20 protein-coding genes, 1 tRNA gene and 1 pseudogene are annotated in these 20,947 nt (G+C 45.2%); 15 read left to right on the top strand and 7 right to left on the bottom strand.

The features are described from left to right. Nucleotides 1–278 precede the first annotated feature (278 nt). Together Q0605_RS07195 and Q0605_RS07200 are read right to left on the bottom strand one after the other, a co-directional pair. Nucleotides 279–980, bottom strand: a complete 702-nt coding sequence (locus Q0605_RS07195; protein ID WP_298705519.1) for an IS1595 family transposase — start codon at nucleotides 978–980, stop codon at nucleotides 279–281. 299 nt (nucleotides 981–1,279) lie between these two features. Then, nucleotides 1,280–1,621: a hypothetical protein gene (locus Q0605_RS07200; RefSeq protein WP_298705522.1), complete on the bottom strand. Its 342-nt coding sequence runs from the start codon at nucleotides 1,619–1,621 to the stop codon at nucleotides 1,280–1,282. Between the two features lie 25 nt (nucleotides 1,622–1,646). On the opposite strand from Q0605_RS07200, the pseudogene Q0605_RS07205 reads away from it, so the two are divergent. The 5 genes and pseudogenes from Q0605_RS07205 to Q0605_RS07225 all read left to right on the top strand — a co-directional run. Then, a pseudogene (locus tag Q0605_RS07205) lies at nucleotides 1,647–1,886 on the top strand (helix-hairpin-helix domain-containing protein); the annotation flags it as partial. A gap of 681 nt (nucleotides 1,887–2,567) precedes the next feature. Beyond that, complete coding sequence (locus tag Q0605_RS07210; RefSeq protein WP_298705524.1) at nucleotides 2,568–2,954, top strand: hypothetical protein; 387 nt, start codon at nucleotides 2,568–2,570, stop codon at nucleotides 2,952–2,954. A 794-nt stretch (nucleotides 2,955–3,748) separates the two neighbouring features. Then, nucleotides 3,749–4,972 (top strand): OprD family outer membrane porin, encoded by a 1,224-nt coding sequence (locus tag Q0605_RS07215; protein ID WP_298082961.1) that lies wholly within the window; start codon nucleotides 3,749–3,751, stop codon nucleotides 4,970–4,972. 75 nt (nucleotides 4,973–5,047) lie between these two features. Beyond that, complete coding sequence (locus Q0605_RS07220) at nucleotides 5,048–5,623, top strand: c-type cytochrome (RefSeq protein ID WP_297988883.1); 576 nt, start codon at nucleotides 5,048–5,050, stop codon at nucleotides 5,621–5,623. 10 nt (nucleotides 5,624–5,633) lie between these two features. Then, complete coding sequence (locus Q0605_RS07225) at nucleotides 5,634–6,176, top strand: DJ-1 family glyoxalase III (protein ID WP_298705528.1); 543 nt, start codon at nucleotides 5,634–5,636, stop codon at nucleotides 6,174–6,176. 597 nt (nucleotides 6,177–6,773) lie between these two features. On the opposite strand, the gene Q0605_RS07230 is transcribed toward Q0605_RS07225, so the two are convergent. After that, nucleotides 6,774–7,373, bottom strand: coding sequence for a hypothetical protein (locus Q0605_RS07230; protein WP_298705530.1), 600 nt, complete (start codon nucleotides 7,371–7,373; stop codon nucleotides 6,774–6,776). Nucleotides 7,374–7,465: 92 nt separating this feature from the next. After that, a complete protein-coding gene (locus Q0605_RS07235) occupies nucleotides 7,466–7,672 on the bottom strand; it encodes a hypothetical protein (RefSeq protein WP_298705533.1) in 207 nt (68 codons plus the stop codon). Nucleotides 7,673–7,708: 36 nt separating this feature from the next. Here Q0605_RS07235 and Q0605_RS07240 point away from each other — a divergent pair, with 36 nt between their 5' ends. The 3 genes from Q0605_RS07240 (at nucleotide 7,709) to Q0605_RS07250 (ending at nucleotide 10,839) form a co-directional block, all read left to right on the top strand. Further along, the gene (locus Q0605_RS07240; protein WP_298705536.1) at nucleotides 7,709–8,455 is read left to right on the top strand and encodes an SDR family NAD(P)-dependent oxidoreductase; all 747 of its coding nucleotides are present in this window, start codon (nucleotides 7,709–7,711) and stop codon (nucleotides 8,453–8,455) included. A 16-nt stretch (nucleotides 8,456–8,471) separates the two neighbouring features. Then, nucleotides 8,472–10,166: a Na+/H+ antiporter NhaC family protein gene (locus tag Q0605_RS07245; protein ID WP_298705539.1), complete on the top strand. Its 1,695-nt coding sequence runs from the start codon at nucleotides 8,472–8,474 to the stop codon at nucleotides 10,164–10,166. A gap of 310 nt (nucleotides 10,167–10,476) precedes the next feature. Continuing rightward, nucleotides 10,477–10,839 (top strand): EexN family lipoprotein, encoded by a 363-nt coding sequence (locus tag Q0605_RS07250; protein ID WP_298705542.1) that lies wholly within the window; start codon nucleotides 10,477–10,479, stop codon nucleotides 10,837–10,839. A 965-nt stretch (nucleotides 10,840–11,804) separates the two neighbouring features. On the opposite strand, the gene murI is transcribed toward Q0605_RS07250, so the two are convergent. Beyond that, nucleotides 11,805–12,710: a glutamate racemase gene (murI, locus tag Q0605_RS07255; protein ID WP_298705545.1), complete on the bottom strand. Its 906-nt coding sequence runs from the start codon at nucleotides 12,708–12,710 to the stop codon at nucleotides 11,805–11,807. A gap of 192 nt (nucleotides 12,711–12,902) precedes the next feature. Between murI and Q0605_RS07260 the strand changes: the two genes are divergently transcribed. Together Q0605_RS07260 and Q0605_RS07265 are read left to right on the top strand one after the other, a co-directional pair. Then, nucleotides 12,903–13,241, top strand: coding sequence for a hypothetical protein (locus Q0605_RS07260; protein ID WP_298705548.1), 339 nt, complete (start codon nucleotides 12,903–12,905; stop codon nucleotides 13,239–13,241). 132 nt (nucleotides 13,242–13,373) lie between these two features. Next, nucleotides 13,374–13,568, top strand: a complete 195-nt coding sequence (locus tag Q0605_RS07265; RefSeq protein ID WP_298705551.1) for a hypothetical protein — start codon at nucleotides 13,374–13,376, stop codon at nucleotides 13,566–13,568. 754 nt (nucleotides 13,569–14,322) lie between these two features. Here Q0605_RS07265 and nfo read toward each other — a convergent pair. Together nfo and Q0605_RS07275 are read right to left on the bottom strand one after the other, a co-directional pair. Continuing rightward, nucleotides 14,323–15,177, bottom strand: a complete 855-nt coding sequence (nfo, locus tag Q0605_RS07270; protein ID WP_298705554.1) for a deoxyribonuclease IV — start codon at nucleotides 15,175–15,177, stop codon at nucleotides 14,323–14,325. 365 nt (nucleotides 15,178–15,542) lie between these two features. Then, nucleotides 15,543–16,037, bottom strand: a complete 495-nt coding sequence (locus Q0605_RS07275) for a hypothetical protein (RefSeq protein WP_298705557.1) — start codon at nucleotides 16,035–16,037, stop codon at nucleotides 15,543–15,545. A gap of 77 nt (nucleotides 16,038–16,114) precedes the next feature. On the opposite strand from Q0605_RS07275, the gene Q0605_RS07280 reads away from it, so the two are divergent. The 5 genes from Q0605_RS07280 to infC all read left to right on the top strand — a co-directional run bounded on the left by Q0605_RS07280 (nucleotide 16,115) and on the right by infC (nucleotide 20,817). Beyond that, nucleotides 16,115–16,189: transfer RNA gene (locus Q0605_RS07280), tRNA-Glu, on the top strand. Nucleotides 16,190–16,452: 263 nt separating this feature from the next. Next, nucleotides 16,453–17,190, top strand: coding sequence for a spore coat protein (locus Q0605_RS07285; protein ID WP_298705559.1), 738 nt, complete (start codon nucleotides 16,453–16,455; stop codon nucleotides 17,188–17,190). Beyond that, nucleotides 17,174–18,373 (top strand): multidrug effflux MFS transporter, encoded by a 1,200-nt coding sequence (locus Q0605_RS07290; protein ID WP_298705561.1) that lies wholly within the window; start codon nucleotides 17,174–17,176, stop codon nucleotides 18,371–18,373. Before Q0605_RS07285 ends, Q0605_RS07290 begins: the two co-directional genes overlap by 17 nt. A gap of 102 nt (nucleotides 18,374–18,475) precedes the next feature. After that, a complete protein-coding gene (thrS, locus tag Q0605_RS07295) occupies nucleotides 18,476–20,299 on the top strand; it encodes a threonine--tRNA ligase (protein ID WP_298705564.1) in 1,824 nt (607 codons plus the stop codon). Beyond that, nucleotides 20,296–20,817, top strand: a complete 522-nt coding sequence (gene infC / locus Q0605_RS07300; protein ID WP_177388239.1) for a translation initiation factor IF-3 — start codon at nucleotides 20,296–20,298, stop codon at nucleotides 20,815–20,817. The genes thrS and infC overlap by 4 nt, the downstream gene beginning before the upstream one ends. The last annotated feature ends 130 nt before the right edge of the window (nucleotides 20,818–20,947 follow it).

A 20,947-nucleotide genomic window follows, 5' to 3' on the forward strand; every position in this document is an offset into this window, starting at 1 on the left:
ATACAAAATCTCAAAACTCTGCATTAAATTTGACTTATATTGAGTGAAAAATGATACGGATTAAAATTTTTCTATAATACTTGCTCGTTCGTATCGTTTTTCCATACTGTCCTGTTGCGTTTGCTTTTTAACTTCTATGGCGCGGCCGCCCTCCTAGCCTCTCCTAGCCTCATTTATGATTTATACGTTCGTTCGTTTTTTAATGCATTGCCGCGCTTTTATATCTAAATTATAAAGCCGCCGGCACTTATAAAGCTTTCGTATGATTTAAACTAGGCTCAAGACAAGTTAAGTGGATTCTCTCTTATCATCTTTAGTAAAATATGATAGAAAGTTTTCGTATCTTTACTGTTATTGTATCTAAATTCACACTCTTTAAGATGAAGCAAGAAATTCTCTTTCTTAATCCCTTTAAATTTAGATAATCTATGTTTAGCATAACCCCAGAAATTCTCAATACCATTTATATGATTTTTACCATTTGCAAATTCATTCTTTGAATGTTTTACTCTATAATGCGCCAAGGCTGCGTAATCTACTAAGCCATCATAGGCTTTCCAGCAATCGGAATAGATAGTAGAACTATCAAGCTCACTAAATTCCTTCAGTATCGGCAATAGCTCATTAGCAGAGCAGTTTTTAACTATCTGGGTATAGACCTTACCGTCACGCTTTAGCATACCAAATACCGGTGTTTTATTTGCTGCACCCCTACCTCTTTTTCCTCTTACTCTCTTAGCTCCGAAGTAGCTTTCATCTATTTCTATCTCGCCTGAAAACTTACTTATTTTTTCACACTCGCTAGCCATTAAAATTCTGATATTTTTTAGAATTTTGTTGATGGAAATTCTAGAAATCCCAGTTAAATTTGCTATTTTAGTAGCCTCTATATCCTCTACAAAGTACTTGAGAATTTCTCTAAATTTCTTCTGCGAAATTCGGGAACGATAGATATACTTGTTTTTCATCGACAGGATCATAGTTAAAAACTCCTTTGAAAGTTTTTAACTTGTCTTGAGCCTTAAACTATATGCCAAAAAAGCTTGGCAAGTGCTGTTACTTAATATAATGAAACGTTCTATAAGCAGATAAAACCCTATTAAAAATCAAGCCCAGAAAAGCATGTCCTACAAAAGCAAGCTTATTGATGTGCTAAATTTTATGAAGATTGCTTGTCTAGCTTTGCACGTAAAGTATCCGTGCCTTTCATAACACCAGCCGTCGCCGTATTATGCGTTCTAACATCGCCCGTAAAGCCTCCGTGCGCAGCAAGGTAGGACTAAATTTTATAAGTACCGTCGCTTAGCCTTTTACATGATTTAAATCCAAATCCAGTTTCAATGCTTGCGGTATTAAATTTAATATATCTAGCTTTATCCGCGCCTATCTGCTTTTTAAGACCAAGCTCAAATTTAATGTATTTATTTAATAAAACGATCGAAGCAGATAAAATTTCAATATATCTCTTAAATTTATCTCCCTTTAAGCCCGCTACAAATATAATTCTTACCGTATTGCAAGGTAGCGTAATAGCATATGGGCGCATTCCTTTTCTAGCACTGGCGCGGGATAGGTATGCAAAAGCTCTCAATGCTAATAGACGTTTTATTTGGCAATACAAATATTTCAACCTCAAAGGAATTTCAATGAAAAACCTGTTTAAATCCGCACTATTTCTATCACTTCCTGCATTTATGCTAGCAGCAGTAAATTTAAACACCGCAAGCAAAGAGGAGCTTATGGCGCTTCCCGGTATCGGAGAAGCAAAAGCTCAAGCTATCATAGATTACCGCAAGGATAATAAATTTAAAGATATCGAGGATATCAAAAACATTAAAGGCATAGGCGATAAGAGATTTGAGCTTATTAAAGATGATCTTGCCGTAAGCGGACAGACCGACATTAGTGATCTAAAATCCGTAAAGCAAAAAGCAAGTAAAAAAGCTAAAGATACCGTCAAATCTACTAAGGCCAAAGCAAATGCCAAATCAGAAAAGATGCAAGAGAAAATGGATGATAGCATGGATAAAGCTATGAATGAGGATGGTAAAGTAAAAGGCTCTACGGCTAAGTTGAAAGACGAAGCTAAAGAAGAGGGATCGTCTAAGGCTAAAGGTAAGAAGGGCAAGAAGGGTAAGAAAGAGTAATAATCAAGAGGTAAAAGAAGAGAGAGGAGTTTCTTTCTCTCTTCTTTTTTTCGTCCTTATTTTTCTGTCTCTTTCTTTTCTATCCTTTTTGCTCATAAAATTTTTGGTATGACAGCTTTTTGCGCATCGTATAGAGATTACGGCAAAATAAGAGTCATGGACCGAAGTTCTTGGTTATCGAGCTACGAATTCCATATATCAAGACCCGAATTCCGCATATATGAATCGGGCAAAATTTCAAATTTTATTAAATATCCTTGATGGGATTAGAACTTTTGCTGATAGCTAGGTGGAAGGAATTGCTTTAAATAAAACGGCCAAGAATTCACTCAAATTCTATTCTGGCTGCATTCAAAAAAGCAAACTTTAAGCCCAAACCTACTACTCTAAAAATTCAAATTCTACAAATAAGGATACTGAATGAAAAATTTCATATTTTCCGCACTTTTGGCTCTTGGCATCGCAGGCTGCGCCGTAAGCACCGCTCCGACGCCTGCAGGCAACTTACGCTCGCTAAAATCCGAGATCGTAAACTACACTCGCCAAAGCTCCACAGCTTACGTCTATACGTTTAAAGACCTATCCAACGGCGAGCTATACACCGCTCGCGCAAGCAGATATTATGCGGCTGCGGGAGATACTGCCTACATAAGTACCGCAGCAGGCGCTATCACCGATATGCGAATCATCTCGCGCAAAGCGGGTTCCGTTACTCCGCGCGCTTATGATATCGGTAAAATCGAGACCAAACAAATGCATAAAAACGACGCTATTGCTGTACCAGAGAGCGAAAATATCAGCTTTTAATCCTATACGATTTTTAGCCGCTATGCCCTTGAAGGTAAGCGAGCCTGCTTTTAATTTGCGATGAATGCTTTTTGTTTCGTTCTCTACTCTTATGAAGGCAATGGCTTCTGTTTTTAATCTAGTGGACTTGCGCGATTTGCTTGCACCTTAAAGTCCGCTGATTCTTTATGCGATTGCCTGCATAAATTTTATATTTTATAAGTTGTGGAATTTTATATTTCACAAAATTCTACGCTGCACATCTTGCTTATATGGCTCGGCTCGCATTTTATATCCGCTTGCTTTCGCGCTTAAAATTCCTTGCTGCATAGTGCCATTTTGTCCGTAAATTTTATATTATAGAAATACAGCTGGCGCTAGAATTTTGATTGCGAAATTCTTATAAATTTTCTTTCTCGTAGTTTTTCGCGCACTGCTCGTTCTAAGTGCCGTATTCTCCGCCGATAAGATGTCGCGTAGATATTTTTAAAACCCACGCTTTGCGAATTTCGTATCTTGAAATTTCATTCATAAAATTTCACGTCGTAAAATTTTATGAAATTTCTCCCGCATGAAAGAGGTGTTGCCGTCTGTTTACCGCAGCCTGATATAATCCCCACATCGAAATTAGAACTCCTTTCAATAATGAGCGAGACCTGTGTGGGTCTCGCTTTTTTTATGCCCGTTAAATTCGGATTTTCGGTAAATACTCGGTAACAATTTGGTAAAATTTTAGTATTTTTCAGCCTATTTTAAGCATATAATTTGTCTTTTTGTGCTACTATTGCGCTTACAAACTTTTAAAGGAGTTCAAAATGAAACTAGTTAAACTTAGTTTAGCGGCAGCAGTCGCTGCAGGTGCTCTTGCTATGAGTGCAAGTGCTGTTCCGTTAGAGGAAGCTATCAAGGACGTGGATCTAAACGGATACGCTCGTATGCGATATACCCATGATCACCTTAAAAATGAAACAAATAGCAATAAGGGCGTTTGGGAATTTAAATCCGAAGTAGATTTCAAAGCTAAAATCGATGATAATTTCTTTGGTGTAGTGGGCGTTAGGTTCTTAGATAGAGATAATGGCGAGTCGCTTTCTTCTTCAAATAGCCAATATCACGGTACACAAAATCCAAGCGACAAAGATTCTGATTTCGATATCGCTAAAGCTTATTTAGGATACACTATCGGCGGTACCACTATTGCAGTCGGTCGCCAGGGCATAGGTTCGTTCTTTACCGACGATATGTATGGAGACGGTGTTAAGATTACTAGTACCGATATCGAGGGCTTGACAATTAGCGGCTTTTGGATGGATTCTTTAGAGAATGATAGCGATATTAGCTCTATAGATTCAAATGGAGCTTGGATGAATGATATTGGTCGAGTAGGTGGAAAATTAACTACCGATCATAATCTATATGGCATAGGATTTATGGGCTCATATGATCCTGTATCTTTCCAACTATGGTATAACGCTTTAGAGGACGTAGCACAGCTTTTCGCTGCAGAGCTAGCTCTAAATTTTGATATTTCCGATGATTTCAATCTTGGCGTAAAAGGTCAATACGCATTCTCTGATTTCGACGGAGATTATAAAGATGCGGGCGCTAGTGATGCAGACTTCTGGGCAGCAGAGGCTAATGCTGGTTTCTTTGGCGTTGATTTAGCTGCAGGTTATTTAAAATTCGAACCTGATGATAAAGATAAACTTTCTTTTGTATCTTTTGAAGACCAAGGCTCCTTTATTAGCCCAGGTGAAGAGCTGCTAGACTATAGAACTTTCAGTGGTAAAAATCACTACTGGTATGTAGTAGCAGGCTATACCATCCCTGATACTGGCATCAGAATCGGCGCTGATTACCTAGACGGTAAAGCAGATGGTGATAATGCATATGAGGTAGTAGGTAGAATTTCTTATAAATATAATGAAAAGCTAAGCTTCAAAACTTGGTATTCTCACTATAAGATTGATGATGCTTATGGCACAGGTCTTGATGAGAAAAAAGATCGCATCAGATTTGAGGCTAAATACAGCTTCTAATTATTTACCTTATACGGGTAAAATTAGGGCGAAGCTTTTGCTTCGCCCTTTTTAAATTCTAAATCAAGGTTTTCTATGAAAATTTTTAAAATTTCTTTTTTAGCATGTTTTTTTGCCTTTACTCTAAACGCTGCAGATAACACAAATGACGATACATACGTATTCGAAGCCAAAGGTGAGTTTGCCAAAGAGCTAAAATCCCTGATCGAAAAGCATTCTAAAGATGAAAACGTAACTGTAAATATCTACAAAAACGCTCCGGTCGCAGGCAGTAAAACCCATAGCGGCAAGGTAAATCGAAATATAAATTCTTTAAAAGAAAGAGGTGGAGCTATCTTTGCTGAGAAGTGCGCTTCATGCCACGGCGAGAATGGCCAAAAAAAAGCTTATGGAGTATCACGTAAACTCAAAGATATGGACGCCAAAGAGATCTCGATAGCTATGTCGCAATACACTACAGATCTAAGTTATGGTGGCAAGATGAAAAATATCATGCAGCCGATCGCCGCTAAGACGGGCGCTACGGAGCTAGGCTACATCATTGCTTATCTAAAAGGCGACGATTCGTTCCTATACGATAGCTCGTCTAGTAGGAGCACGAATACTGAAATTTCGACCGCCCCGAGCGAGCAGGGCTCATACCTAAAATAAAGGAGCGTAGATGAAAGTAGCGATCGTTTTGGCAAACGGATTTGAAGAGATCGAGGCGGTAAGTTTGATCGATATTTTGCGCCGCGCGGAGATCGATGCAGTATCCGTGGGGCTGGATAAGAAATGCGTCTGCGGTGCGCACGGCGTAGAGATGATCGCCGATGAAATTTTAGACGATATAAAAGTTTCGGAATTTGATATGATCGTTTTGCCTGGCGGCTTGCCCGGAGCCGAAAATTTGGCAAAGAGCGAGAGGCTGGGGCAAGTACTGCGCGATTTCGATGCAAATAACGCAAAAATCGGCGCAATATGTGCCGCTCCATGGGCGCTAGCTACCGCGGGTGTGCTAAAAAGCTCTTACACTTGTTATCCGGGTTTTGAAAATCAGATCGCTCACCCAGGCTATACGAATTCGGCGAATGTCGTAAAAGATCAAAATATAATGACTTCGAAAGGCCCTGCTACTGCGATGGAATTCGCACTGCAAATCGTCCGCGAGCTAAAAGGCGAGCAGGTTTATTCCAAGCTAAAGTCCGATTTGCTTTTTAAATAAAATCTCAAGTTAGAGCCAACTCCAGCGCGCCTTATTTTGCCATTTGTAAAACGGGGCGTGCTGATTTTGCTGCGCCTGAGGGCTGTAAATTTTATCTCGTTCTACACGTATAATATAGCCACAATATTTATTCTGAGTATCCATAAACGACGAATGGAATTCTCACAACCCAAATTCTAAATCGAAAAACGCAAAAGACTTTGTGCGTGACAGATGGAATTTTATTGGAGCTAGTCGCTATTGAAACTAAACCTTACCGTCGCGATGGCGTGAAGCGCAAGTATGAAGGATATTTTGGGCGTAGGCTCTCAAAAGGATACTCAGCTGAATAAATTTTAGTGCGGCACCTTCGCGATGCACTCGCCAGCTGAAGCTAACAGATTGCGCAAAACGTGCTAAACAAGGGTATCGGCGTGATCAAAAACGATAAGATCACGCTGGATATAAATTTGATCAAATAGCGATGTCAATGTGTCAAGAGGCAAAACGGCGCAGTTTTTTGAAGGTTTTGTTGGTAAAGCTCAGATTTATCGGGAAGCATATAAGCTTGTAGCGCGCGACGAAAGTGTCATTTAGAATTCCTAAAAAGGATAAAATTTAGCGCTTCTTTAAAATATCGTCGTTTAAAAATCTCGCGCTGCTTTGTATTGTTTTGATAACGCGGTCTTTAGAATTTTGCGTTTTGTAGGGTACGGGTCTATGTGCGATCAAATTTACGCGCCCGATTTTCGCCGTGAAATAAAAAATCCCCAGTATTGTCGCGTTTAGAAATACTCCAAAATGTATCCGTTCTAATCCCCATATCCCTATGCTGGCGGCATGAATGGGCACAAAAATTATCGCGATTAAGACCGGATAATAATCCGAAATTTTATTTTTGGCAAGGATTACGGTCGTAACGATGGCGTATGCGATGAGCGTAAAAGGAGAGATAAGCAAGAGTGCAAAAAGCGCGTTTATGCGCTGATAATCTTCGTGCCCGATTAAGACGCAAAAACTACAAAACGCGAGCGTTATGAGAAAAAATAAAGGTAAAATCCACCGCGTTTTCACGTCGCGCCCTTTAAGTAGCGATAAAAAGAGTAGATGAGAACCCAGCGCAATACAATAATAATCAAATATAACCGACGAGCTTAAAAACGTGAGCGGTATGCCGAGCAGTGCACCCGGCCCGTCAAAATATATCCCACTAAACATGAGCCACGTGATAAAGAGTATAAAAGCATATTTAAGACCCGCATAAGTGGCGCAAACACAGATACTAACGAGGATAAATCATATAAATTTGCTCATTTGCCTTTCCCTAAATTTAAGTAATTATAGCAAACCGCGACAAACGAACAGCGCAAAATTTTAAATTTAGCCGTGCGCTCGCCGAATCCGCTGCCGATTGCGAGCTTGGGTGAGAGAACCTGCCAATGCCTTCGTATTATTTCATCCGCGTCCGCGCCGCAAGAACAAATTTCATAAATTCTAAATCCGTTTTGCGTTATCATTGCGCTAAATTTAAAATTTTACGCAAAGGGGATCGTATGAAAAACACGGCATTCATAACGGGCGCTACGAGCGGCTTTGGCGAGGCGATCGCCAGGGCGCTTAGCGCGCAGGGTTATAAGATCATTGCGCTTGGGCGTCGCAAAGATCGGCTGCAAAAGCTAGCGAGTGAACTAGGTAATACGCACATTATCGCCGCGGATATTCGCGATAAAGCTGCGGTGTTTGACGCCGTAAGCGCGCTGCCTGAAAATTTCAAAGACGTCGAGGTGCTCGTAAATAACGCAGGGCTTGCGCTCGGGCTTGAGGGGATCGCGCAGACGCCCGTAGAGGATTTGGAGACGATGGTCGATACGAATATCAAAGGTGTGCTGTATTCGACCAAGGCGGTGCTGCCGCTGATGATCGCGCGCGGCAGCGGCTATATCTTCAATCTCGGCTCGACTGCAGGCGCATGGCCATATCCGGGTAGCCACGTTTACGGCGCGAGCAAGGCGTTTATCAAGCAGTTTAGCCGCAATATCCGCAACGATCTGCGCGGCACGGGCATCCGCGTGACGGAGATCGCGCCGGGTATCTGTAAGAGCGAGTTTAGCGAGGTGCGCTTTAAAGGCGACGTAGCGCGCGCTGCGGCCGTGTATGAGGGGGTCGATGCGATCCTGCCCGAGGACATCGCGCAGATCGTGCTAAACTGCCTAGCGATGCCGCACCGCGTAAATATCAACGTCGTAGAGGCGATGGCGACGCAGCAGAGCTGGGCCGGGCTTTTTATCGAAAAGCATTAAATTCTAAGGCGAGAAAATGAAAAAAATTCTATTACTAATGTTTTTATCGGTTGCCGCGTTTGCGGTAGATGACGCGACCAGACAGCATAATGCCGAGCTTTTCGGCATCTGGACGCTGGTACCGCCCGTCGTGGCAATCGCGCTTGCCTTTATCACCAAAGAGGTGATTTTATCGCTTTTCATCGGCGTTTTTAGCGGCACCTATATGCTTGCAGTCGTTAACGACAATCCGATCTCCGCGCTCGTAGGAGCCTTTACGGATCTGGTCGCGCGCGTGGTGGGCTCGATGGCCAGTAAAGGCAACGCGGGCGTGCTTTTGCAGGTGCTTTGTATCGGCGGCGTAGTCGCGCTGATTAGCAGGACGGGCGGCACGAAAGCCGTGGCGCTTTGGATTAGCAAGCACGCCAAAACTGGCATCTCGGCGCAAATTTCAACATGGGTTATGGGTCTTTTCGTATTTTTCGACGACTACGCAAACGCACTAATCGTAGGTCCCGTCATGAGGCCGATCACCGATAAATTTAGAGTCAGCCGCGAAAAGCTCGCTTTCATCATCGACGCCACCGCCGCACCGATTGCGGGTATCGCGCTAATTTCTACCTGGGTAGGTCTTGAGGTCTCTTTGATAAGAGCGGGATATGATCAGATCGGCGTGCAAAACGTAAATGCCTTCTCGATCTTCGTGCAAACCATGCCGTATCGCTTCTACAATCTTTTTATGCTTGCTTTCGTGGTTTACGTAGCGTTTATGCGCAGAGATTTCGGACCGATGCTCTCTGCCGAAAGGCGCGCGGCGAGCGGCGAAATCCACTCTAAAAATTCTAACATCGCCGAGCTTGAAGATAAAACGCTAGAGCCCAAAGAGGGGATCAAGCCGCAGGCTTCAAACGCCGTTATCCCGCTTATAGTGCTAATCTGCGGTGCATTTGCAAGCTTTTATTTTAGCGGGCTAAGCAAGCTTGAGGGCGATGCCCTTGCGGCTGCAAAAGCCGCTCCGCTAAGCTTTGCGACGCTTCAGGCGACGTTCGGCAATGCAAACTCGTCGGTCGCGCTTTTTCAAGCGGCGCTTCTTGCCATGGTCGTGTCTATATTTATGAGCGTTTACCGCAAAATTTTTAACATCAGAGAGGCGATCTCTACGTGGATTAAAGGGTGGAAGACGATGATCGTCACGATCGTGATCCTGCTGCTTGCTTGGTCGCTCAGCTCTGTCATCAAAGAGCTCGGCACGTCGCGCTATCTAGTCGATATGCTAAGCCAAAACACGCCGAAATTTTTGCTTCCGGTAGCGATTTTCGTGCTGGGCTCGTTCATTAGCTTTTCGACGGGCACGAGCTACGGCACGATGGGAATTCTAATGCCGCTTGCCATACCTTTGGCAAACGCCGTAGGGCTTCATTACGGGCTTTCGGGCGATGCGCTTCACGCCTATATGATCGTAAACATCTCGGGCGTGCTAACCGGCGCGATTTTTGGCGATCATTGCTCGCCGATTTCGGACACCACGATCCTTTCGTCGATGGGTGCGGGCTGCGATCATATCGAGCACGTAAAGACGCAGATGCCTTACGCTCTATCCGTCGGCGCGGTCGCCGTGGTGGCGGGATATCTGCCCGTAGCGCTAGGACTTAGCGTCTGGATCGCGCTGCCGATGGGACTTGCCGTTACGTGGGCTCTCGTGCGGTTCGCAGGTAAAAAGATAGAGGAGTAGCTCTGTAAATTTTTAAATTTTGCTTTTGTCTTCCGCTTCCGAATTCCGCAAAGATGCGGAATTCTGTCCGGCGAAATTTTGCTTTATCCCGCAGAATTCCGCTTTGTAAAATTCCGTCGCGCGGATAAAATTTTAAAACGAAATTTCAAAAAGCGCGAGCAAATTTTAAAAGCTGAATTTTAACTAGCCGTGTTAAAACGGCGCGTGCGCCTGTAATTCAAATTTTTTAAAGTAAACGGATAGTAAAATACCGATAAATTTCAAACAAGGAGAATGAAATGAAAAATCCTAAAATGTTCCTCTGGGGGGGGTGTTAGCTGCTTTATTAGTAGGCTGCGGCGATGATACCGAGGTAAAAACTAAAGAATATTACGACGCTCATCCGGACGAAGCCAAAGAGGTTTTATCAAAGTGTGATTTTAATACACTTAAAGACGGAAGTAACTCATATAAAAATTGCGTAAATGCAAAAACGGTCGTAGAGGAAAAAAGTATGGCGTATTCGGTCAAGTATTATATGGAACACTTGGACGAAGCTAAGGCTATCATAGAAAAATATAAAGAGAAAGAGCCGGCAGATAAAAATAGCGTTGAGTATAGTAATTTGATGAATGCAAAAGAGGCTAATGGCAATATGAAATTAAGGGGCTTTTTGGAAAATCAAGCACGATAAATTATTTTGGTATCGGCTTAGTATTAACTCTTCTCTCGCGCTCTTAATACATTCTAAATTTACTCCGCGCCTTTGGTGCAGAGTAAATTTGCCCTGCACGGCGCCGAATTTTGCGGTATAAATCTCGCCCGCGAAACGACATGGCGCGAAATCTTGCTTTACGGATTTTGGAATTTCAAATTTTAAAGCCTACAAGCTTTTGGCTACCACAGAAAAGACTTGCGGGCTTCGCGGCGCCTTAAAATTTAATCATTTTAAAATTTACGCCGTGCACCTTGCCTAAATTTCTCTCGGCGGCGGTGAAATTTCGCAGTGCGGCATCCTAAATTTCACGATCTCACATGCCGCTAGTCAAATTTTCTCGGCGACGGTTTGCGCGGCGCATTAAATTTAACCTCGCGCGCGCACTTTATCCGCTCTCTAGTCTAAATTTAAAATTTCAAATCCGCAGCGATAATTCGTGCGGCGCGAGGTTACTCCTGCAAACAGCGATCTCGGCTCGCGCTATGAAATTCAAAGAATTAGTGGCAACGGCGGCGCTTGGCTTGCGCTATGCGGTTTCAAGGCAGACGGCGGCGTTGTGCGTTAAATTTTAAATTTACGTGCCGGACAGCGGAAGGCAGCATTTGCCCCGTAAAATTTTAACTTTCGCGCGCTGGACGACGACTAAGCGCCATTGCTCGCGCGCCGTTGCGAAGCCGCTTCTAAATCATCAAGCCGAGTTAAATTTTAGCGCGCTGAGATTTTAGTCTATGTGACGCGATTTACGAAACGACGAAATTTTGAGTTTGCGCTGCGATTTATAGCGCATCAAAATTTTAACTTTCACAGCACGATCTGCGATGCGCTAGAATTTTAATTTGCGTGGTGCGATCCGCGATGAACAGGAATTTTAATTTGATGTGATTTATGACGCACTGGAATTCCAACCTGCGCTACGGATCTACGGCTCACGGGCGCGTAGCCTAGCCGATCCCTCGCATTGAATCAAGCCGCTTTAAAAATATCTCCACCTTGCGTAGCTGCGCCGCATTTAGCGCCCTGCCCGAGCAAAAATACTCCACGCTGTTGCCGTTTGGATAGTAAATTTTGCCGCCTTCGCCGCACCCTTGTGCCTCAAATTTACCGACTTGCGCCGATGAATTCGTATCGAATTCTACGCCACCGCCTGCGTTAAATTTAGTCGCCTGCGCCGAATAATCCTCGCTGCACGCGAGCTTTAGCCCTCCGCCCAGCTCGCTAGCAAGGCGGTTTAGCGTGCCGTCTATGCCGTCGATGATGCGCACGTGAGACGGCAAAATCTCGCGCAAAACGTCCTTAAAATAGTTAAAATGCGTGCAACCAAGCACGAGCGAACCGAGGTGCGCAAGCTCAAATTTACCCAGTTCCTCCCGCAGATAGGTCCGAACCGCGGGCGAGTCAAACTCCAAATCCTGCGCAAACTCCACGAGGCGAGGTAGCGGCAGGCTCCACGTCTCGCACTCCAGCCGCCCGACAAGGCGCGCGAGCTTTTCGCCGGCGATCGTTAGCGGCGTGGCGATGAGCAGCGTCGGGCACGCGCCGAAGCTGTCCGCAGCGAGCTTGACGGCGGGCTCCATGCCGATAACCGGCACGCTAAATGCGCCGCGAAGCTCCGAGATAGCCGCGCTCGTGGCGGTGTTGCAAGCTACGACGACCGCGTCCGCGCCGTGCGCGACCAAAAACCCGACCGCATCGAGGCTGAGCCGCACGATCTGGGTCCTACTTTTCGTGCCGTAGGGCACGTGATCCTCGTCGGCAAAATACAAAAACTCCGCCCCGCTAAATCGCCGCAGAGCCTCGGCGAGCACGCTCAGCCCGCCTATACCCGAGTCAAAAAACGCTATTTTCAAATTCTTAGTCCAAGGTTAAATTTTAAAAAAGAGATTATAGCTCAATCTAGGTAAAATTTAAATTTTGAGCGGGCTTGGCAGATTCGCGACCGTTAAATTCTCGCCGCCTCGTTAAAATTCGCGATAAATTTAATCAATTTCTTAGGGGGGGGGGGGTAAAATTAGCCAAATTTTACCCGGAAAGGATACTAAATGAAAAAATCACTATTTTTGTTAGCATTTATCGCTTGCTTTGCGTTAGGAGCGTCCGAACTTAAGACGCTAGAAAAAGAGTGCAATGACGGTAATATGAAATCTTGCTTTTTCGCAGCCATCTGGCATAAAGATCCAGCTAAAAGGCATGAGCTATTTAAAAAAGCTTGCGACGGAGGAGAGGATTTGGCTTGTAACGCTGTGATTGCTAAAATAATAAATGAAGATCCAAAGGAGGGTATCAAATTTGCCGAAAGAAAATGCAGTGAGGGAAGCGGAATTAGCTGCTTAAATTTAGGGATGTTATATCATGCTGGAAAATTTGTAGAAAAAATATAAAAGAGGCGATAAATTATTACGACAAGGCTTGTAATGCTAAGATAGGAGATGCTATCTCTTGCGAAAGTCTAATGAAAATGTATGATGAAGGTAAAGAGGTAAAAATGGATAAATTAAAATCGGGGGGTTTATATGAAAAAAGGTTGTGATTTAGGTGATTGTGTCGCGTGCTATAACTTTGCAAATTTCAATTATTACACTATAAAAGATAAAAGCAAAGCCGCGCAGTATTTTAAAAAAGCTTGCGATACATGCAAAGACGATCTTATTTTGCGAGAGTCGGAAATATATAAAGAATCCTGCGATATGTATGAGCTGCTAAAATAGCACGCCGAGCTGCGGCTGATACAATACGCGTCGGCTGCGGCTCAAAATCCCGCCGCCTTTAAATTTAAATCGTGGCGGTAGGCTACTAAGCTCAACGATAAAATTTTAAATTAATCGGGCGATATGCGGCAGAATTTAACGTAAATTTACACGGATCCTGCATAGATTTTAGCGCAAGCAAAGCGCTAAAATAAAGAGGCAGATTTGTCATAAGCAAATGCGTGCTAAAAGCATAGATTGGCACGCAGCAAAATTTTAAGTTAGAATTACGTAGCCTTATGCGCTTTCGCCTCCGCATAGATTGGACAATTGCAAGATTGGAATTTACGCAGTCGCGCGTATAAAGCTTCGCGCGAATTTTTTGATGCGGAATTTAGAATTTTAAAATTCCTAGAGCTTCGAATCTGGCGCTGAGCCTTGAAATATCGTAGCGATAGAATTTTAAAATTTACCGCTGCATCGCTTTAAAAATCTTGCTTGAAAATTTTAATTACGCAGCGTAAAATTTTTCATTTCTGCCAGGGCGCTGCGTTTTTCTATAAAAATTTTGCTCTTTTGCTATGACGCCATGTTTTCGTCATAGAATTTCGTGCCTTTTTTGACGCGGCATTCTTAACGCGCGATCCTCATTATTTTGCTTGTTAAAATTTAAATGATAAATCTCGCGATGTAAACGCACGGCATAGGGCTTTTATCGCTGGCGCCACTTCGAAGCGAAATGAGATAAATTCTACGTGGCGCAAAAGGCGCCCGATTAGGCTTTGCGGCGTCCTTGCATACTGCGCAAAAGTGCGATCTCCTCCGCCCAGAGGCTATCGTCAATCGTTTCTAAAATCAGCGGGATCTCGTCGATGTTCGGGTCGTTCATGATGTTTTCAAACGCTGCGAGCCCCAAAAATCCGCGTCCGAGGCTCTCGTGCCGATCTTTGCGCACGCCAAGCTCGTTTTTCGTGTCGTTTAGGTGCATGCCGCTTAAAAATTTATAGCCGATCGCGCGGTCAAACTCGCTCATAGTGCGCTCGTAGGCCTGCGGGCTGCGGAGGTCGTATCCTGCGGCGAACGCGTGACAGGTGTCGATGCAGACGCCGATGCGATCTTTATTTGAAATTTTGCCGATCACGTAAGCGAGCTGAGCGAAATCATAGCCGAGATTGGAGCCCTGGCCGGCGGTGTTTTCGAGCACGAGCTTGACGCCACTAGTGTTTGCGATAGCGAAATTTAGCGATCCTGCGATATTATCCAGGCACACTTGAGCTGAAATTTCATTTAGATGCGAGCCCGGATGAAAGTTCAAAAGCCTAAGCCCGAGCGCCTCGCAGCGGCGGATCTCGTCCACGAAGGCGTTTAGGGACTTCTCGCGCTCTGCCTCGCGCGGATGGCCCAAATTTATGAGGTAGCTGTCGTGCACCAAGACATGCTTCGCGCGGATGCCGCTTTGCTTCAGCGCGTCCTTAAACGCGATGGTCTCCTCCGCGCTAAGCGGCGGCGCGTCCCATCTGCGCTGATTTTTGACGAACATCGCAAACGCATCCGCCCCGATCTTTGCGGCGTTTAGCGGCGCGTTGAAAACTCCGCCGCTAGCACTCACGTGCGCTCCGATCCGCTTCATTCTGCCTCCTAAATTTTATTTTGCGCTGCGTGGGTCGAAATTTTATAAACCTCCGCTGTGCACGAATTTTTTAAATTTAAATATGCTCTTTTTCTTTTGCACATACGCGCTGCTTAGTAAATTTCGCCGCGAAGAGCCGGCGCAGAACGTCAATAAAACTGCGCCGTTTGTGCAGCTTAGGCGGCTACCCCGCCGAGTAATGGAATTTTGACCGCTCGCGCTGTGTTTTGAGGCGGCTGCTAGAGAGCATTATTCTCGTGCGCTTACAAGGCGCCTCGCCGCGCGAAATTTTATTCGTTCGCAATTTATTCGCGCCGCCCTGCGGAGTAGTATTTCACGTGCTACGAATACTCGCCGCGCGAGATTTACTGCAGCTCGCGGATTTTAATCTTTACGCCGCGTTTTGCGTCGGCGAAGCTTATGGATCTTCCGCCGCCGTCCTTGCCACGGCAAACCTTATAATCGATAGAGCCGTCTTGCAGGCTTTGCACTAGGCAACGGCGCTCGCCCGCGTCGCTGCCGCCAAAGATCGGCTTGCCGTCTAGGATTTGGCCGAGAAGCCCGCGGTAGTGCTCGGCGCCGAAGAATTTTTTATTGAAAACGAGCTCGTCGTCGCATGCGCCGTTCATGCAAATTTTATCGCCTTTTAAAACCAGGCTCAGCACGCTGATGCCGCTTGCGTAAATTTGAACCTCGGTTTGGTTTTTAAATTTACGCATAAAGCCCGCGTCGCTAGTGCGAGTAAGCGGCGAAATGACGGTGAAATTTACAGCTTGTGTGGAAGCGGGCTTGAGTGCGGTGGTAGCGCAGCCTGCGAGCAGAAGCGAAAGTGCAAGCGGCGCCAGAAAAGAGCATTTCATAAATAATCCTTAATTTAAGTTGGGTTTAAGTGCGTCTTGAGTAGAATACCGCCTTTAATCTTAATACCAGATTAAGTGGCCCCTTCGTCTAACGGTTAGGACATCGCCCTTTCACGGCGGTAAAACGAGTTCGAATCTCGTAGGGGTCGCCACTTCTAGTTTTAAAATTTTTTGACGCAAATCTTAATTTTTGTAAAATTCTGAAATTTTATCTAACTACTAAATTCTAAAATTATGCGCTTTTGCTGCTTCCTGCGCTACAAAATTCCAAGACTGCAATAAAAATTCTACCTGATAATTTTAAAATTTATCCCCGCCGAATTTACGTAATAAATTTTATGCGGACATATGGAACTTAATGAAATAAAACTCGCAAATTTAGCTCTTTCTAAAAAAAATTCGCTAAATTTATTGAATGCAAAATTTTAAAGAATATGTAAATGAAATTCTAAAAAATCATCCTGGCGAGCGCGTCACGAGCTTTAGTTTCGAGGGTGAAAAATACTGGCTAAAGCAGCCGGAACTGCGCATCCGCGGTGGATTGCTTACGAAAATATTTAAAGCAAATCCGAAAGCTGCTTTCGATTACGAAGCGCTAAAATGCGAGAGCCTGTACGCAGCCGGCGCGCCTGTGCCGCAGCTGGTGCTGCGAGACGAGAGCTTTTTCGTACTCAAAGACGGCGGCACGCCGGTGGACGAGGTGCTAAAAAGCTCGGATGAGGCATCTTGCGTGGCGCTCATTCAGGGTTACGCTGCGGCGTTAGCACAGCTGCATTCGCGCGGCTTCATACACGGCAGACCTGCGCTGCGCGACGTTTTAGTAAAAAACGGCGAGATGAAATTTATAGATTTTGAAAATCGTGGCGAGCGCGGTAATCTGCAAAAAGCCAAAATGCGAGATTTTTTGCTGTTTGTCTATGATCTGTGTCGCGAAGGGCTAAGCGAAGGTTTGGTGCGTGCAGGCATTCGCACCTATGCCTCAAGCGGCGGGCAGGATGTAGTGCAAAGTGCGTGGGCTACGGTACTTGCGCTACGTCCGATATATTTTATCGCTAGGCTTTTGCCGCAAAAATTTAAGGATCTAAACGCGCTCGTGCGCACGTTTGAGCTCTGCCTAAAAATAATTGAGAAAAACGATGGTCAAACAAAGTAAATTCGCTAAATTTAAACTGGTGATTATACTCGCCTATATGTCCGCTCTGGCGCCCTTGTCTACCGATATGTATCTACCCGCACTAGAAAGGGTCAAGCAAAGCTTCGCCACGAGCGAGTTTTACACTCAGCTATCGGTTGCGAGCTTTTTCATCGCTTTTGCGCTAGGACAGCTCGTTTATGGGCCGCTAAGCGATAAATTTGGTCGTAAAAAGCCGTTATACGCGGGCATTTTGCTTTTTATATGTGCGTCGCTTGCTTGCGTGAGCTTTGATAGCGTTTACGCGTTTATATTTTTTAGATTTTTGCAAGCTTTGGGTGGGTGCGCTGGAGTGGTACTTGCGCGAGCCGTAATTAATGATAAATTCGAACTGCACGAGGCTGCGGCGATGTTTGCGCTGATGATGGTCGTAGGCTCGCTAGCTCCGATGCTAGCACCAACTCTAGGCGGATTTGTGCTAGATTTTTTCTCGTGGCAAGCGATTTTTGCGATTTTGTTCGCACTTGGAATTTTGCTTTTTGCATTTATATTTTTCGGACTCGACGAGAGCGTGCAGATAGATGGGACTGCTACACTTAGCGTAAAAGGCGTGCTTGGCGAATACGGCATAATCTTGCGAAATAAAGAATTTATGCGCTATACGCTAGGATTTGCGGTTGCGATGAGCGCGCTTTTCGCTTATATCACGGGCTCTAGCTTTATATTTTTGGGCTATTATGGGCTGGGTGAGCATGCCTTTGGCGTAATATTTGGCATCAACGCTCTTGGGATGACCCTCATTTCGGCACTAAATGCCAAACTCGTGCAAAATCGCGAACCCACAGCTTTATTAAATTTCGGCCTAATAGCGATGCTTGTGGCGAGCCTGATTTTGCTCGCATGCGCTATGCTTGGCCTTCCCTTCATCTGCTTTGAGGCTTCGCTTTTCGTATTGCTTTCATCGCTCGGCTTTGTCGCGCCTAACGCCACGACGCTTGCGATGGCGCTGTATAAGGACGGCAACTCTGGCGCAGCTTCGGCGGTACTGGGGACTGCGCAGTTTGCTATTGCCGGGGCTATTTCGTTTATCGTGGGTGCAGTGGGAGCGAATAAGCCGTTTTTGCTCGCAAGTGTGATGGCGATTTGTGCTCTTTGTGCTAACGCCGTGTATTTTTTATTGCGAGAAAAGAATCAAAAATTTTAATTTTAATATTTTTTAAATTTATCGTTAAGGATTGATTAGCTAAAATTAGCTCTCGTTCTTTCAGTGTAAGAAAGACAATTCGGTAAAAAAGGAAACAAGCCAATGAGCGATATTATCGCGTATAAATTTAACGGTGAAATTTACGATACTCAAAGCATCGGCGAGCACGCAAGCGAGGCACAGCCGATATATTTCGATAACTCCGAGGACGCGCTTAAAATTATGCGTCACTCCTGTGCGCACCTTTTGGCGCAGGCGGTACGCGAGCTTTATCCGAGCGCAAAATTTTTCGTAGGACCTGCGATCGAGGATGGGTTTTACTACGACATCCGCGTCAGTAAAGATAGCGGCGAGAAGCTCGGCGAAGAGGATTTAAAGGCGATCGAAAAGAAGATGCGAGCGCTCGCCGAGGCAAATTTAGAGATTAAAAAGATAGCCTCCACCAAAGAGGCGGTCGCGAAAAAATATGCAAACGACGATCTTAAGCAAGAAGTTTTAAAGCGTATCCCCGACGGCCCGGTTAGCTTATACGCGCAGGGCGAGTTTGAGGACATCTGCCGCGGTCCACACGTGCAAAATACGAAATTTTTGAAAAATTTCGCCCTTACGCGCATCGCGGGGGCGTATCTTGGCGGCGACGAAAAGCGCGAGATGCTAACTCGCATCTACGGCGTCGTATTTGCCGATAAAGATAGCCTTAAAAAACACCTTACGATGCTAGAAGAAGCCAAGAAGCGCGATCACCGAAAGCTCGGAGCCGAGATGAAATTTTTCACCTTTGACGAGCAGATCGGCGCGGGACTCCCGATCTGGCTTCCTGCCGGCACGAGGATGCGTATAAAGCTCGAGGAGCGCCTTTATAGGCAGCTTCGCAAGCGCGGCTACGAGCCGGTGCGCGGTCCTGAAATTTTAAAATCCGACGCGTGGAAGATCAGCGGGCACTACAGTAACTACAAAGAAAATATGTATTTTACGACGATCGAGGATCAAGAATACGGCATCAAGCCGATGAACTGCGTCGGTCACATCAAGGTTTATCAAAGCGAAATCCGCTCATATCGCGATCTGCCGCTTAAATTTTGCGAGTACGGCGTCGTGCACCGCCACGAAAAAAGCGGCGTCTTGCACGGACTTTTCCGCGTGCGCGAGTTCACGCAGGACGACGCGCATCTGTTTGTGATGCCAAGCCAGATCAAAGAAAACGTCTATGAAATTTTAGATTTCGTAGAGCTTTTGATGAAGGCTTTCGGCTTTGAATACGAGCTTGAAATTTCGACCAAACCGCAAAAGGCGGTCGGCGACGACGAGGTTTGGGATATCGCGACGAAGGCTTTAAAAGACGCACTTGACGAAAAAGGCTTAAAATATGGTCTAGACGAGGGCGGCGGCGCATTCTATGGGCCTAAGATCGATATCAAAATTACCGACGCGCTCGGCCGAAAATGGCAGTGCGGCACGGTACAGGTCGATTTTAACCTGCCTGCGCGCTTCGAGCTAGGCTACATCGACGAGAATAATGAAAAAAAGCAGCCCGTGATGCTGCATCGCGCGATTTTGGGAAGCTTCGAGCGCTTTGTGGGGATTTTGCTCGAGCATACCGCGGGCGAGCTTCCGTTTTGGATCTGTCCTACGCAGGTATCGATCGTGCCGATCGGCGAGGCGCACGCAAGTTACGCGAACGAAATTTTAAATTTGCTGCGCGAAGCAGACATTGACGGCGAAATTTTAGATAAAAACGAGACGCTAAATAAACGAATCAGAACGGCTGAAAAACAGAAGGTGCCGCTCATCATCGTCCTAGGCGATAATGAAGTTTCGGCTCGCAGCGTGGCTCTGCGCGATCGTAGGGCGCGCGAACAGCGAAATTTAGGGCTGGATGAGTTTTTAAATTTCGTAAAAGCTAAATTAAACGAGGTGAATTTTTGAGCAGAGGCAAAGAGGTTTTTCTAAACGAGGACATTCCGGCTAGCGAAGTCAGGTGCATAGGCGACAACGGCGAGGTTTACGGCATAATTTCAAAGGCGCAGGCGCTGCAAATCGCCGAGCGAGAGGGTGTGGATCTGGTTTTGATAGCGCCCGATGCAAAGCCGCCCGTTTGCAAGGTCATGAACTACAGCAAATTTCGCTATCAGCAGGAAAAAAAGCTCAAAGAGGCGAAAAAAAAGCAAAAAATCATCGAGGTCAAAGAGATCAAGCTGTCCGCCAAAATCGCTCAAAACGATATTAATTACAAAGTAAAACACGCGAAAGAATTCCTTAGTAGCGGCAAACACGTCAAGCTTCGCGTATTTTTAAAAGGGCGCGAGATGTCGAGCCCGGAAATCGGCGTAAATTTGCTCAATAAAATTTGGGACGAATTTTTCGCTGAAGTTGCCGATCGCGATAAGGCGCCTGCGCTGGAGGGTCGCTACGTAAATATGCTGATCACGCCGAAAAAGGCGTAGCGCAAATTTAGCGATATTTGCGCTGCGTGCGGCAAAATTTTAAAATTTCGTGCTCTTTTTCTCCGCGGCGCAGTGCGTAAATTTAAGCTAAATAGCGTAAATTTTAAAATTTAATGCGCTATCCAATAAA

Source organism: uncultured Campylobacter sp. (genome assembly GCF_938017705.1).
GTDB lineage: Bacteria > Campylobacterota > Campylobacteria > Campylobacterales > Campylobacteraceae > Campylobacter_B.